The sequence below is a fragment of the Ruegeria sp. CH5 genome, from assembly GCF_056537025.1.
Genome location: NZ_JBQFQT010000003.1, coordinates 193,026 through 205,406, shown reverse-complemented (window position 1 = coordinate 205,406; position 12,381 = coordinate 193,026). Strand labels below are relative to the sequence as shown.

13 protein-coding genes and 1 tRNA gene are annotated in these 12,381 nt (G+C 64.4%); 11 read left to right on the top strand and 3 right to left on the bottom strand.

Features of this window, described 5'->3' with window-relative positions:
• Nucleotide 1: 1 nt before the first annotated feature.
• Nucleotides 2-415, top strand: coding sequence for a group III truncated hemoglobin (locus ACR0JC_RS11330; protein ID WP_170341824.1), 414 nt, complete (start codon nt 2-4; stop codon nt 413-415).
• A gap of 115 nt (nt 416-530) precedes the next feature.
• On the top strand, nt 531-1,484 hold the full coding sequence (locus ACR0JC_RS11325) for a DMT family transporter (protein WP_170341822.1): 954 nt from the start codon (nt 531-533) through the stop codon (nt 1,482-1,484).
• Between the two features lie 69 nt (nt 1,485-1,553).
• Here the strand turns inward: ACR0JC_RS11325 and ACR0JC_RS11320 are convergent, their stop codons facing one another.
• Nucleotides 1,554-2,666: an S-(hydroxymethyl)glutathione dehydrogenase/class III alcohol dehydrogenase gene (locus ACR0JC_RS11320; protein ID WP_170341821.1), complete on the bottom strand. Its 1,113-nt coding sequence runs from the start codon at nt 2,664-2,666 to the stop codon at nt 1,554-1,556.
• Nucleotides 2,667-2,796: 130 nt separating this feature from the next.
• Here ACR0JC_RS11320 and ACR0JC_RS11315 point away from each other — a divergent pair, with 130 nt between their 5' ends.
• Both ACR0JC_RS11315 and ACR0JC_RS11310 read left to right on the top strand, forming a co-directional pair.
• Nucleotides 2,797-3,084, top strand: coding sequence for an I78 family peptidase inhibitor (locus ACR0JC_RS11315; protein ID WP_170341819.1), 288 nt, complete (start codon nt 2,797-2,799; stop codon nt 3,082-3,084).
• A gap of 66 nt (nt 3,085-3,150) precedes the next feature.
• The gene (locus ACR0JC_RS11310; RefSeq protein WP_170370321.1) at nt 3,151-4,803 is read left to right on the top strand and encodes a DUF6504 family protein; all 1,653 of its coding nucleotides are present in this window, start codon (nt 3,151-3,153) and stop codon (nt 4,801-4,803) included.
• 3 nt (nt 4,804-4,806) lie between these two features.
• On the opposite strand, the gene ACR0JC_RS11305 is transcribed toward ACR0JC_RS11310, so the two are convergent.
• On the bottom strand, nt 4,807-5,532 hold the full coding sequence (locus tag ACR0JC_RS11305) for an SDR family NAD(P)-dependent oxidoreductase (protein WP_170342879.1): 726 nt from the start codon (nt 5,530-5,532) through the stop codon (nt 4,807-4,809).
• A 238-nt stretch (nt 5,533-5,770) separates the two neighbouring features.
• On the opposite strand from ACR0JC_RS11305, the gene ACR0JC_RS11300 reads away from it, so the two are divergent.
• Genes ACR0JC_RS11300 through ACR0JC_RS11280 form a run of 5 tightly spaced genes read left to right on the top strand, consistent with a single transcriptional unit; the run spans nt 5,771 to nt 9,959 of the window.
• Nucleotides 5,771-7,105 carry an NAD(P)/FAD-dependent oxidoreductase gene (locus tag ACR0JC_RS11300; protein ID WP_170342877.1) on the top strand — a complete coding sequence of 445 codons (1,335 nt, stop codon included), beginning with the start codon at nt 5,771-5,773 and terminating at the stop codon, nt 7,103-7,105.
• Nucleotides 7,056-7,592: a hypothetical protein gene (locus tag ACR0JC_RS11295; protein ID WP_170342875.1), complete on the top strand. Its 537-nt coding sequence runs from the start codon at nt 7,056-7,058 to the stop codon at nt 7,590-7,592. Before ACR0JC_RS11300 ends, ACR0JC_RS11295 begins: the two co-directional genes overlap by 50 nt.
• The gene (locus ACR0JC_RS11290) at nt 7,592-8,815 is read left to right on the top strand and encodes an MFS transporter (RefSeq protein WP_170342872.1); all 1,224 of its coding nucleotides are present in this window, start codon (nt 7,592-7,594) and stop codon (nt 8,813-8,815) included. Before ACR0JC_RS11295 ends, ACR0JC_RS11290 begins: the two co-directional genes overlap by 1 nt.
• Nucleotides 8,812-9,429, top strand: a complete 618-nt coding sequence (locus ACR0JC_RS11285; protein WP_170342870.1) for a DUF3833 family protein — start codon at nt 8,812-8,814, stop codon at nt 9,427-9,429. The genes ACR0JC_RS11290 and ACR0JC_RS11285 overlap by 4 nt, the downstream gene beginning before the upstream one ends.
• Before the next feature lie 8 nt (nt 9,430-9,437).
• On the top strand, nt 9,438-9,959 hold the full coding sequence (locus tag ACR0JC_RS11280; RefSeq protein ID WP_170342913.1) for a DUF3833 family protein: 522 nt from the start codon (nt 9,438-9,440) through the stop codon (nt 9,957-9,959).
• Between the two features lie 38 nt (nt 9,960-9,997).
• Here the strand turns inward: ACR0JC_RS11280 and ACR0JC_RS11275 are convergent.
• Nucleotides 9,998-10,073: transfer RNA gene (locus ACR0JC_RS11275), tRNA-Lys, on the bottom strand.
• A gap of 211 nt (nt 10,074-10,284) precedes the next feature.
• On the opposite strand from ACR0JC_RS11275, the gene dapF reads away from it, so the two are divergent.
• The gene (gene dapF, locus ACR0JC_RS11270; RefSeq protein ID WP_170342867.1) at nt 10,285-11,127 is read left to right on the top strand and encodes a diaminopimelate epimerase; all 843 of its coding nucleotides are present in this window, start codon (nt 10,285-10,287) and stop codon (nt 11,125-11,127) included.
• Nucleotides 11,124-12,380: a tRNA (N(6)-L-threonylcarbamoyladenosine(37)-C(2))-methylthiotransferase MtaB gene (gene mtaB, locus ACR0JC_RS11265; RefSeq protein WP_170342865.1), complete on the top strand. Its 1,257-nt coding sequence runs from the start codon at nt 11,124-11,126 to the stop codon at nt 12,378-12,380. The genes dapF and mtaB overlap by 4 nt, the downstream gene beginning before the upstream one ends.
• The last annotated feature ends 1 nt before the right edge of the window (nt 12,381 follow it).

Genomic DNA, 12,381 nt, shown 5'->3' with positions numbered 1-12,381 from the left:
CATGACCCGGCCCGTGCTGCCCCCACGCTTTCCCGCCACGCCCGACCAGATCCGCGCGCAGGTCGCCGCGTTCTACGCCCGCGTCCGGCAGGACGCCGTGCTGGGCCCGATCTTCAACCGTCACGTCACCGACTGGCCCGCGCATGAGGACCGGATCGCCGCCTTCTGGCGCAACGCCATCCTGTACGAGCGCGGCTACAGCGGCAATCCGCAGCGTGTGCATATCGAGCGTCCGGACGTGAAACCCGAAATGTTTGCCCATTGGCTGGACCTGTTCGAAGAGGTCGCCCACGGCACCCTGCCCCCGGAAACGGCCACGCCCTGGGTGGCGCTGGCCCGACGCATCGGCGCGGGGATGCAGGCCGGTGTCGCGGCCGCCCGCCAACCGGCCGGGGCTCCGCCGATCCTGCGCTGAACGGCCGGCCCTGCAGGGATGTTAGCGGTAAAGTTTGGACTATCCGACTCTGCCGATTGGGTTTAATCAGGCCTCAGACACCTGCCACAGCATCCAATCGCCCGGGACCAGCCAGATGAGCACACAGAACTCGACCCTGCAGGGACTTGGCTTTGCCTTTCTCGGGTTTGCCGTCTTTGCCACCCATGACGCGCTGATCAAGACGCTGGGCGGCACCTATTCCGTGCTGCAGATCATCTTTTTTGCCACGCTGTTTTCCTTTGTGCCGATGGCGGTCACGATCCTCGCGGACCGGACCGCTGGCAATTTTCGGCCGCATCACCCGTGGCTGGTGATGCTACGCTCGGGGCTGATGGTCACGTCGATGTCCTGTGCCTTCTACGCCTTTTCGGTCCTGCCCCTGGCCGAGGTTTATTCGCTGCTGTTTTCCTTTCCGCTGATCGTCACCGTCCTGTCGATCCCGATACTGGGCGAGGTCGTGCGCGCCCAACGCTGGGCCGCAGTGGGCGTGGGCCTGATCGGAGTGCTGATCGTCCTGCGCCCCGGCGCGACCGAGATCACCCTCGGCCACCTTGCCGCCCTGACGGCCGCGTTCTGCAGCGCCTTCGCATCCGTGCTGGTGCGAAAGATCGGAAACGAGGAACGCTCGGCGGTGCTGATCCTTTATCCGATGCTGCTGGCGATCGCGGTCATGAGCCTTGCGCAACCGGCGGTCTATCAGCCGCCCTCTCTGATCCATCTGGCGATGATGGCTTTGGTCGGCGTGTTTTCGGTGATCGCCCAGCACCTGATCATCCTGGCCTATCGCGCGGCACCGGCGGGCGTGGTTGCACCCAGCCAGTACAGCCAGATCATCTGGGCCACGATTTTCGGCGCGGTGTTCTTTGGGGAAAAGCCCGACAAATGGGTGGCCGTGGGTGCCGCGATCATCATCGCATCGGGCATCTTCGTCGTCTGGCGCGAAAGCCGGGCAGACGTGTCCACGAACAAACCAGTTCTACGTGTGCGTTCGCCACGCGTAGATACGGGCGCATCAGCAAGGCCAAAGTCGAACACCGACCAGTCTTGAGCTGAGCCGCCACAAAAAAACGGCGCAGATCGACTGCGCCGTCCAATTTTTGTCAAGGTGACCCAAGCCTCAATAAACCACCACCGACCGGATGCTTTCGCCCTTGTGCATCAGGTCGAAGCCGGTGTTGATGTCGTCCAGGCCCATGGTGTGGGTGATCATCGGGTCGATCTCGATCTTCCCTTCCATGTACCAGTCGACGATTTTGGGCACGTCCGTGCGCCCACGCGCGCCGCCGAAGGCGGTGCCGCGCCACGACCGGCCGGTGACCAGCTGGAACGGACGGGTCGAGATCTCGGCCCCCGCGGGTGCCACACCGATGATGATGGATTCGCCCCAGCCTTTGTGCGCCGATTCCAGCGCCGCGCGCATCACCTGCACGTTGCCGGTGGCGTCAAAGGTGTAATCCGCACCGCCCTTGGTCAGGTTCACCAGATAGGGGACAAGATCGCCCTCGACCTCGGTCGGGTTCACGAAATCGGTCATGCCGAATTTTTTGGCCATCTCGACCTTGGCGGGGTTCAAGTCAACGCCGACGATCTGATCGGCCCCGGCCAGACGCAGACCCTGGATCACGTTCAGGCCGATGCCGCCCAGGCCGAACACGATGGCGCGGCTGCCGATCTCGACTTTGGCGGTGTTGATCACCGCGCCGATGCCCGTGGTCACGCCACAGCCGATATAGCAGATCTTGTCGAACGGCGCGTCCTCGCGCACCTTGGCAAGTGCAATCTCGGGCAGAACCGTGTGGTTCGAGAAAGTCGAGCATCCCATGTAATGCAGGATCGGATCCCCATCCAGCGTCGAGAAACGCGAGGTGCCGTCGGGCATCAAACCCTTGCCCTGCGTCTCGCGGATCGCCTGGCACAGGTTGGTCTTGGGGTGCAGGCAGTATTCGCACTCGCGACATTCGGGAGTGTAGAGCGGGATCACGTGATCGCCCGGCTTCAGGCTGGTCACGCCCGGGCCGACCTCGACCACGACGCCGGCACCCTCGTGGCCCAGAATGGCCGGAAACAGGCCCTCGGGGTCGGCGCCCGACAGGGTGAATTCGTCGGTATGGCAGATGCCGGTGGCCTTGATCTCGACCAGAACCTCGCCCGCCTTGGGGCCTTCGAGGTTCACGTCCATCACTTCCAAGGGCTTGCCCGCCTGAACGGCGACGGCGGCACGGGTTCGCATGTTGCTTGTCTCCCTGTCTTGTTTGACCCGACCCTGCGTCAAATACAGGGTGTTTTCAACTGCGCTTTCATGGCAGTCTCTGTAAGCTTTTGATATTTCAGAAACGACATTGCCGAAAAGAGGAGCGCCAATGTACCGGTTCATCCCGATCCTGATCGTCCTGGCCGCCTGCGCCGAAACCGACCTGCCCGAACCGGGCTCTGCCGAGGTGGATGCCGCCCCGGTGGATCTGGCCTTCTGCAAGGGCGAACCCTTTGCCCAGTCCGTGGGGCAACCGGTCTCGACCATTCAGGCCAGCCTGCCGGAACGGAGCCGCGTTCTGGGCCCCGATGACATCGCCACGCAGGATTACCGCATCGACCGGCTAAACGTCTATGTGAACGGAGCCGGGGTCATTCAGCGGCTGACCTGCGGATAAGGCGGACTCGACTCGGGGCATGATTCTCAGATAAGAACAAAATGAGAACACTTTGATGTCTGCCCGATGCCCAAACGCCGAATACTCTCGCTGTGGTTCCCCCGTCTGGGGGCCGAACGGCTGATCCGCGCCGCGCGGGGCCTGCATACAGGCCCGCTGGCGGTGGTGGCCGAACAGTCGAACATGCAGGTCATCACCTCGCTGAACACTGATGCACAGGCCGCCGGTCTGCGCGTGGGCCAGCCGGTGCGCGATGCCCATGCCATGTGCGCGGCCCTTGTCACCCGCCCCCGCAACGCCCCGGCCGAGGCTGCTTTTCTGACCGCGCTGCGCCGCTGGGCGGGCAAGTTCAGCCCCTGGGTCGCCGAAGAGGCGCCCGATGGCCTGATCGTCGATCTGTCGGGCTGCGCCCACCTGTTCGGCGGCGAAGAGGCGCTGCTGGACGTGATCGAGACCGACTGCGCCGACATGGGTCTGAGCGTGCAGATGGGCATTGCCGACACGCTGGGCGCGGCCTGGGCGCTGGCGCGCTATGCCGGGCAAGAGGCCACCTCGGACCGCAGCGGCGACGCCATCTCCCAAGAGGCCCGCGCCACCCGCGCCCGCGCCGGCAAGCGGCGGCACTGGACCAAGGGCGGTGCCGCGCCGCAGGTGGTGGCCGTGGGCGGCGGGGCCCGGATCGCGCCGCCGGGGCAGGCCTATGGCGCGCTCGCCCCCCTGCCCATCGCGGCGCTGCGGCTGGACGACCAGACCGTGGCGCAGCTGAACCGGCTGGGCCTGCGGCGGATCGGCGACCTGCTGGGCCAGCCGCGTGCCAGTTTGGCCCGCCGATTCGGGCGCGGGCTGGTGCTACGGCTGGATCAGGCGATGGGCAGCGCACCCGAGCCGGTCTCGCCCGCGCGGCCCCCGCATCACTTTGCGGTGCGGATGACCCTGCCCAACCCGATCGGCCTGGCCGAGGACGTGATGGCCGCCATCGACCGGATGCTGCCGACCCTGTGCGCCCGGCTGGAAGAAAAGGCGCGCGGGGCGCGGACCCTGCGGCTCGAGGCGCACCGCACCGATCAGGCGGCCGAGATCATCGAGATCGGACTGGCCCGGCCGAGCCATGACAAACACCGCATTCGCCCTTTGTTAGAGATGAAAATCGACCAGATCGACGCAGGCTATGGCATCGACATGCTGCGGCTTGCGGCGGTGCAGACCGAGCCGGTGCATGCCCGCACCCTGACCGGCCATGCCGAGGCCAGCCGCGCCGTCCGCAACCGTCTGGAGGGGAACACGGCGCTGGACGATCTGATCGGAAAGCTGGGCGCGCGGGTGGGGCTCGAGGCGATCACGCGGCAACACCCGGCGGCTTCGCACATCCCCGAGAAAACCGCGCAGACGCTGGCGGCGGCCTGGTCGGAACCGGCCCGCGACTGGCCCGTCCCGCCGCGCCCGCGCCCCCTGCTGATGTGGCGGCCCGAGCCGGTGATGGCCCCCGACCACCCGGATGTGCCCACCAGCTTCCGCTGGCGCGGGCGCGACTGGCAACTGGCGCAGGCCACCGGCCCGGAGCGGATCGCCCCGGAATGGTGGCTGGACGACCCCAACTGGCGCAGCGGCGTGCGCGATTACTGGGTGGTGGTGACCGAACAGGGCGAGCGGCTGTGGCTGTTCTACGGCCATGGCGGCACAATGTCGGCGGGCTGGTTCTGTCAGGGACGCTTTGGTTAGAGTCTATTTTCCGCGATAAACCAGAAGATCCGGAAGGTAATCGATCAGCCGGATGACCCACGAGAACGGCGCCGGAAAGTCGGTCCGGAAGCGCCGGTGCGCCATTGCGCGCAGTACGCGCTGCGCGGCGTCTTCGGGCTCCATCAGCATCGGCATCTTGAAGCTGTTCTTGTCGGTCAGCCGGGTCTTGATGAACCCCGGATTGACGATGCGCACCGTCACCCCGGTTCCGGCCACGTCATGCCGCATCGTTTCGGCCAACGAGATCAGCGCCGCCTTGCTGGACCCGTACCCGATCGCCGCAGGCAGTCCGTGATAGCCCGCCAGCGACCCGATCAGTGTAATGTCGCCACGCCCTGCCTTCACCATGGCCGGCACGGTTTCCCCCAGAACCCGCAGCGCGCCTGAATAGTTCACGTCGCTGATGGCCAGCGCGGCTTCGGTCTTCCAGTCCTGCGCGCGCATCGGCTCATAGGCCCCGGCGTTGTAGACCAGACCATCGACCGGGCCGATCTCGGCCACGGCGCGGCGCACCTGCGCCAGATCGGTCACGTCCAGCGGCACCGCACGGGCATGAGGCAGCGCGGCGCAGATCTGCTCCAGCCGCTCGGCATTGCGCGCGGACAGCACAAGGTGCGCGCCCTGACCGCTCAAGCCTTCGGCCAGCGCCCGGCCCAGACCTTCGCTGGCACCGATGATCCAGTAGGTTTTTCCGTCAAAACTGCTCATGCCGGGCGGTTCGCATATGCCGAAGCGTGAACAGCCGCGGTCTTGGGTTGGGTTGTCTCGATCATAACACCTTTCATTACGCGGACGGGCTGGTCTCGGATCACCAGCAGCCGCGATTGATGCAATCCTGACGCACTGCCCGCAGATCAGCGGAAACAGGGAAAAACATGGCCCGGATTTGATCCGGTCCGGCCTACCCTGCGTATCCTATTGTAAAATGTCGCATAAAGAGGATGGCATGTTCGACGAAACCCGGGGCGTACGGAAAAAAATCGCAATTGTAGGCGCAGGCATCTCAGGATTATCAGCGGCTTATTACCTGTCAGAGAGCCACGACGTCACCCTGTACGAGGCCGAACCCCGTCTGGGCGGACATGCCCGCACGGTAATGGCCGGCCGCAATGGGGATCAACCGGTCGATACCGGATTCATAGTCTTCAACTATGCCACCTATCCCTTTCTGACCAAGCTGTTCGGTGAACTGGATGTGTCGGTCATCAAAAGCGAGATGAGCTTTGGCGCCACCATCGACAATGGTCGCATCGAATATGGCCTGAACAATCTGCGCACCATCACCGCGCAGAAGCGCAACCTCGTGCGGCCCTCGTACTACAAGATGATCGCCGACATCCTGCGCTTTGGCAAAGAAGCGCCCGAGGCCGCCCGGGATGATGACACCACGATTGGTGAACTGGTTGACCAGATGCGGCTGGGCCACTGGTTCCGCAACAATTACCTGATGCCGATGTGCGGCGCGATCTGGTCCACTCCGGTGGAGTTCGTCGATCAGTTTCCGGCGCGGTCGCTGGTGCAGTTCTTCCGCAACCACGCCTTGCTGTCCAGCAAACGCGGCGCCCAGCACCAGTGGTGGACCGTAAAGGGTGGCAGCATCGAATATGTCCGCCGGATCGAATCCGCTCTGCGCGGCCGGGGTTGCGACATCCGCCTGGGCGCGCCGGTCTCTAACGTCGAACGCGATGCCTTGGGCGTGACCGTTCAGGCGCAGGGCCGCTCGGATCAGTATGACGAGATCATCCTGGCCACCCATTCCGACCAGTCGTTGGCCATTCTGGGCCAGAACGCCACCGCCGACGAGGCCGCGGCGCTGGGCGCGATCCGCTATCAGCCCAACCGCGCGGTCTTGCACTGCGACCCCAGCCAGATGCCGCGCCGCCGCGCCTGCTGGTCCAGCTGGACATACCGCTCGCAGGCGGGCAACGTGGGCGTGACCTACTGGATGAACCGGTTGCAGAACATCCCCGAAAGCGACCCCCTGTTCGTCACCCTGAATCCGTCTTCCGACATCGCGCCCGACAAGATCTATGACGAGGTGGAATTCGCCCATCCGGTGTTCGACAAGGCCGCGCTGAAAGCGCAGGGCCAGATCCGCGAGATGCAGGGCCGCAACCGGACCTGGTTCGCCGGCGCCTACAACCGGCACGGGTTCCACGAAGACGGAATCGCCAGCGCGATGCATGTTGTCGGGCTGTTGAACGGCGATCCGCAAACCATCGGAGCTGAAAATGCGATACCTGATCCAAGCGTCGCTGTCCCGGTTACGGCCAGCCCGTAACGCAGCGATCCTGAGCCTGGTTCTGCTGGCCCCTGCCGGGCTGGCGGCCACGCCCGTCACCAACGTGCTGCCCGATGCCGAGCTGCGTGGCACTGCCACCTTCCGGTTCCTAGGTCTGCCGATCTATGATGCGCAGCTGTTCACCAAAGGCGGCGGCCCGCTCAGCTGGTCGCAGGATTTTGGGCTGAAGCTGACCTATCGGAAATCGTTGAAGCAGAAGGCGTTGATCGAATCCACGCTGGACGAGATGGCCCGGCAGGGCAACAGCGCCCCGATCGAGGCGCAGTTGAAAACCTGCTATCAGGCGGTCGGCGCCGGTGACAGCTATCTTGCCGTCACCAAAGGCCCCGACGCGGTCGAATTCTGGCGCAACGGGCGCAAGACCTGCACCCTCTCCTATCCGGGGATCAAGCGCAGCTTCATGTCGATCTTTCTGGGCAACAACACCCGGTCCGCTGCTTTCACGCGTCAGCTGCGGGGTCAGTGATGTTGTATCCGCGTGTCAGCCTCTATGCGCTGATGCTTGCTGCGGCGGGTATCCCGCTCTACATCCACCTGCCGCGTTTCGCGGCGGTGAACCTCGGGATCGGCCTGGGCGTGATCGGCACGGTTCTGCTGCTGATCCGGCTGGTGGATCTGGTGCAAGACCCGCTGATCGGCTGGGCCATTGACCGCTGGCCCGGCTCACAGATGGGTTTTGCCGTCTTGGCCGCCGGAGGCCTGGCGGTCGGTTTTCCGCTGTTGTTCTCACTGCCGCAGGGGGCGAGCGTCGGTGCTCTTGTGGCGATCCTGATCCTGCTGTTTTCCGCCTACAGCCTGGGCACCATCCTGCTTTATGGCCGCAGCGCGACGCTGGCGAAACAGGCCACCCCGCGCGAGTTGATGACCCTCGCCGCCTTTCGTGAGGGCGGGCAACTGGCCGGCGTGGTTCTGGCCGCCAGCGCACCGGCGCTGTTCGTGGCCTTGGGCGCGGGCGCACAAGGCTATCCGGCCTTCGGGCTGTTTCTGGGCGCGCTGGCGCTGGTCACCATGGTGCTGACATTGCCGATCTGGCGGCGCGCGCCCGTCACCGGGCGGGGCCTGTCGTTCGACGGGCTGGGTCAGGCCGGGGCCCTGCGTCTGCTGGCGCTGGCGCTGGTCAACAGCCTGCCGGTTGCGATCACCTCGACCCTGTTCTTGTTCTTCGTCGAAGACCGGCTGCAATTGCCGGGCAAGGCCGGGCCGCTGCTGATCCTGTTCTTCCTCAGCGCCGGTGCCACAGTGCCGCTCTGGGCGCGGCTCAGCAACCGGATCGGCCCGAAACAGACTCTGATCATCGCGATGCCGCTGGCCATTTTGGGCTTTGTCGGCGCAGCCATGCTGGCGCCCGGCAACCTGGCCGGGTTCGCGGTGATCTGCCTGGCGTCGGGGGCGGCGCTGGGGGCGGACATGGTGGTTCTGCCGGCCATGTTCTCGGTGGTGCTGACACGCGCGGGGCTGAATGCCTCGGCGGCCTTCGGTATCTGGTCTTTCGCCGGCAAACTGGGGTTGGCATTGGCTGCATTCTTCACCCTTCCGCTGCTGGAACGCAGCGGCTTCGTGCCCGGTCAGACGAATTCGGCGCAGGCGTTGGAAACGCTCAACCTGGCCTATGCCGTGCTGCCCTGCATCCTGAAACTCGGCGCGTTCGGAATGGTCCTGACGCTGCCTACAGAGGTACCCGCAAAATGACATTTCTTCTGATTGCCGCACTGGCCGTATTGGCCCTGATCGCGGTCAAAACCCGCCTTCTCAGCTTTCGCGCGCAATCGCCGTCGGACTATACCGGAACCGGCCCCGATTTCTCGCTGAAGGACAATCTGAACGGGGAAATCCTGTCCGAAGGGCTGATCTATGGCCCGACCGGCAAGATGTCGAACAGCTTCGTGGCGCGGATGATCGGGGAATGGAACGGCAATTCCGGCACTCTGACCGAGTATTTCACCTATTCGAACGGCAAGCAGATGACCCGCAAATGGTACCTGACCATGGGCACAGGCAACAGCTTTACCGCAACCGCCGACGACATCGTCGGCGAAGGCCGCGGCGTTATCTCGGGCGCGACGGTCAAACTGACCTATCGTATCGTTCTGCCCGAAGACGCCGGGGGCCACACCCTGGACGTCACCGACTGGATGTACCTGACCGAGAGCGGGGCGATCATGAACCGCTCGGAAATGCGCAAGTTCGGGCTGAAGGTGGCCGAGCTGGTCGCCACGATGCGCCCCGCCCCGCCGGAAAAGACGGCGCATGTGCCCGGCGCAAACGGCCATGACCGGACCGCCGACCCGAGGGCTCTGCAATGACCCGGCTCATGAAACGACTGGCCTTCGCGTGCCTGCTGCTGACGGCGGCTTGCGCCTTCAAACCGAAAGTCCCGACCACTTTCCTGTCGGACCGCCAGCTGAACCTCGAAGAGTTCTTTGAGGGCCACACCGTGGCCTATGGGCAGTTCCAGGACGTTCTGGGCAACATCCCGCGCCGGTTCACGGTCGACATCAACGGGACATGGGACGGTCAGACGCTGACTTTGGTCGAAGACTTCGTCTATGACGACGGCGCCACCGAACAGCGCATCTGGACCCTGACCAAAACCGGCGAGGATACATGGACCGGCACCGCACCCGGCGTTCTGGGCACCGCGTCGGGAACCGAGCGTGGCGACACGTTCAACTGGAAATACCGCATCGACCTGCCGGTGAAGGGCGGCACGATGCGTGTCGATTTCGACGACTGGATGTGGCTGCTGGACGATGACCGCCTGCTGAACCGCGCCTACGTCTCGCGCTTTGGCATCCGGCTGGGCGAAGTCGTGCTGTTCTTCGAAAAGAAGTAACCGCGCGGCGCGGCAACTTGGTCAGTCTTTGGAAAAAGTGGTGAGCCGTGCAGGATTCGAACCTGCGACCCACTGATTAAAAGTCAGTTGCTCTACCAACTGAGCTAACGGCCCACTCTTTTCATCGGATCGTTTCGATCCGTGGCGCTGTCTAAGGCATTTTCCCGACTGGGTACAAGCCCTTTTTCGCACCGCGTTCCGCCTGAAATCATTGTGTTCCCGGCGTCCCGATAGGCGGCCTAATTAGGGTTGAGGCGGCGGGGGGTCAACCCCTTTTTTCAGGAATCTTCGCGCCGGGCTGGATTCATGTCTGCGGCAAGGCTATATGCCCGCCATGCAGCAACGATCCGACACCGGTTTGCCCTTCATGAAGATGCACGGGCTTGGCAATGACTTCGTCATTGTGGACGCGCGCGCGCATCCGGTGCAGATCACGCCGGCGCTGGCGCGCGGGATCGGACACCGGCAGTTCGGGGTCGGATTCGACCAGCTGGCCGTCATCGAAAACGGCGAATCGGATGCGCATCTGGTGTTCTACAATGCTGATGGGTCGATCTCGGCCACCTGCGGCAACGCCACCCGCTGCATCGCCCGGTTCCTGATGCAGGAAAGCGGCAAATCCGAACTGACGCTGACCACCAGCCACGGCACGCTGCAGGCGCGGGACGCGGGCGACGGGCTGACTTCGGTCAACATGGGGCATCCGCAGCTGGACTGGGCCGACATTCCATTGGCCGAAGAGGTGGATACGCTGGAACTGCCGATCGAAGGCGGACCAGTGGCAACCGGCATGGGCAACCCGCATTGCACCTTCTTCGTCGAAGACGCCGAGGCGATTCCGCTGGAGGAATTCGGCGCGCGCTATGAGCATCACCCGCTCTATCCGCAGCGCACCAATGTGCAGGTCGCCCAGATCATCGGCCCGGATCAAATCCGCATGCGGGTGTGGGAGCGCGGCGTGGGCATCACGCTGGCCTCGGGCTCGTCGTCCTGCGCCACGGCCGTGGCCGCGGCGCGGCGCGGCCTGACCGGACGCAAGGTGCAGATCGAACTGGACGGCGGCACCATCTGGATTGATTGGCGCGAGGACGGCGTCTGGATGACCGGCACCACCTGCCATGTCTTCTCGGGCACGCTGAAGCCCGAGTTTCTGGAGTCGCTGGGATGAACCCGCCGAAATTCACCACGCTGGGCTGCCGGCTCAACGCCTATGAGACCGAGGCGATGAAGGAGCTGTCGCAGCAGGCCGGGCTGACGGACGCGGTGATCGTGAACACCTGCGCCGTCACCGCCGAAGCCGTCCGCAAGGCCCGGCAGGAGATTCGCAAGCTGCGCCGCGAGAACCCCAGCGCCCGGCTGATCGTCACCGGCTGCGCGGCCCAGACCGAACCTCAGACCTTTGCCGAGATGGACGAGGTCGATGCGGTGATCGGCAACACCGAAAAGATGCGCCCCGAGACCTGGAAAGGCATGGCCGCCGATTTCATCGGCGAGACCGAGACGGTTCAGGTCGATGACATCATGTCGGTCACCGAAACCGCCGGCCACCTTATCGACGGATTCGGCACCCGCTCGCGCGCCTATGTGCAGGTCCAGAACGGCTGTGACCACCGCTGCACCTTCTGCATCATCCCCTATGGCCGCGGCAACTCGCGCAGCGTCCCGGCGGGCGTGGTGGTGGACCAGATCAAGCGGCTGGTCGACCGGGGCTATAACGAGGTCGTGCTGACCGGCGTCGATCTGACATCCTGGGGCGCCGGCCTGCCCGCAAGCCCCAAGCTGGGCGATCTGGTCATGCGCATCCTGAAACTGGTGCCCGACCTGCCGCGCCTTCGCATCAGCTCGATCGATTCGATCGAGGTGGACGAGAACCTGATGCAGGCCATCGCGACCGAATCGCGCCTGATGCCGCATTTGCACCTGTCGCTGCAGCATGGTGACGATCTGATCCTGAAACGGATGAAGCGCCGCCACCTGCGCGACGACGCCATCCGCTTTACCGAAGAGGCCCGCAAGCTGCGCCCCGAGATCACCTTTGGCGCCGACATCATCGCGGGCTTTCCGACGGAAACCGAGGCGCATTTCGAGAACTCGCTGAAACTGGTCACCGACTGCGACCTGACCTGGCTGCATGTCTTTCCCTATTCCAAGCGAGAAGGCACGCCGGCGGCGCGCATTCCGCAGCAGGTCAACGGCAAGGTCATAAAGGAACGTGCGGCCAGGCTACGTGAGGCGGGTGATACGCAGGTAGCCAGGCACCTGGCGGCCCAACTGGGCAAGACCCATCACATTCTGATGGAGAATTCTCACATGGGCCGGACCGAGCAGTTCACCGAAGTGACATTTGCGAACGCGCAACCCGAAGGGCAGATCGTCACTGCCGCCATCACCGGGGTTCGCGATCAGCAGCTGGTGGCCTGAC

What these genes read in the sequence shown, in the direction of transcription:
- ACR0JC_RS11330 (WP_170341824.1), top strand. Translation starts at nt 2, where the DNA reads ATGACCCGGCCCGTGCTGCCCCCACGCTTTCCCGCCACGCCCGACCAG.
- ACR0JC_RS11325 (WP_170341822.1), top strand. Translation starts at nt 531, where the DNA reads ATGAGCACACAGAACTCGACCCTGCAGGGACTTGGCTTTGCCTTTCTC.
- ACR0JC_RS11320 (WP_170341821.1), bottom strand. Translation starts at nt 2,666, where the DNA reads ATGCGAACCCGTGCCGCCGTCGCCGTTCAGGCGGGCAAGCCCTTGGAA.
- ACR0JC_RS11315 (WP_170341819.1), top strand. Translation starts at nt 2,797, where the DNA reads ATGTACCGGTTCATCCCGATCCTGATCGTCCTGGCCGCCTGCGCCGAA.
- ACR0JC_RS11310 (WP_170370321.1), top strand. Translation starts at nt 3,151, where the DNA reads ATGCCCAAACGCCGAATACTCTCGCTGTGGTTCCCCCGTCTGGGGGCC.
- ACR0JC_RS11305 (WP_170342879.1), bottom strand. Translation starts at nt 5,532, where the DNA reads ATGAGCAGTTTTGACGGAAAAACCTACTGGATCATCGGTGCCAGCGAA.
- ACR0JC_RS11300 (WP_170342877.1), top strand. Translation starts at nt 5,771, where the DNA reads ATGTTCGACGAAACCCGGGGCGTACGGAAAAAAATCGCAATTGTAGGC.
- ACR0JC_RS11295 (WP_170342875.1), top strand. Translation starts at nt 7,056, where the DNA reads ATGCGATACCTGATCCAAGCGTCGCTGTCCCGGTTACGGCCAGCCCGT.
- ACR0JC_RS11290 (WP_170342872.1), top strand. Translation starts at nt 7,592, where the DNA reads ATGTTGTATCCGCGTGTCAGCCTCTATGCGCTGATGCTTGCTGCGGCG.
- ACR0JC_RS11285 (WP_170342870.1), top strand. Translation starts at nt 8,812, where the DNA reads ATGACATTTCTTCTGATTGCCGCACTGGCCGTATTGGCCCTGATCGCG.
- ACR0JC_RS11280 (WP_170342913.1), top strand. Translation starts at nt 9,438, where the DNA reads ATGAAACGACTGGCCTTCGCGTGCCTGCTGCTGACGGCGGCTTGCGCC.
- dapF (WP_170342867.1), top strand. Translation starts at nt 10,285, where the DNA reads ATGCCCGCCATGCAGCAACGATCCGACACCGGTTTGCCCTTCATGAAG.
- mtaB (WP_170342865.1), top strand. Translation starts at nt 11,124, where the DNA reads ATGAACCCGCCGAAATTCACCACGCTGGGCTGCCGGCTCAACGCCTAT.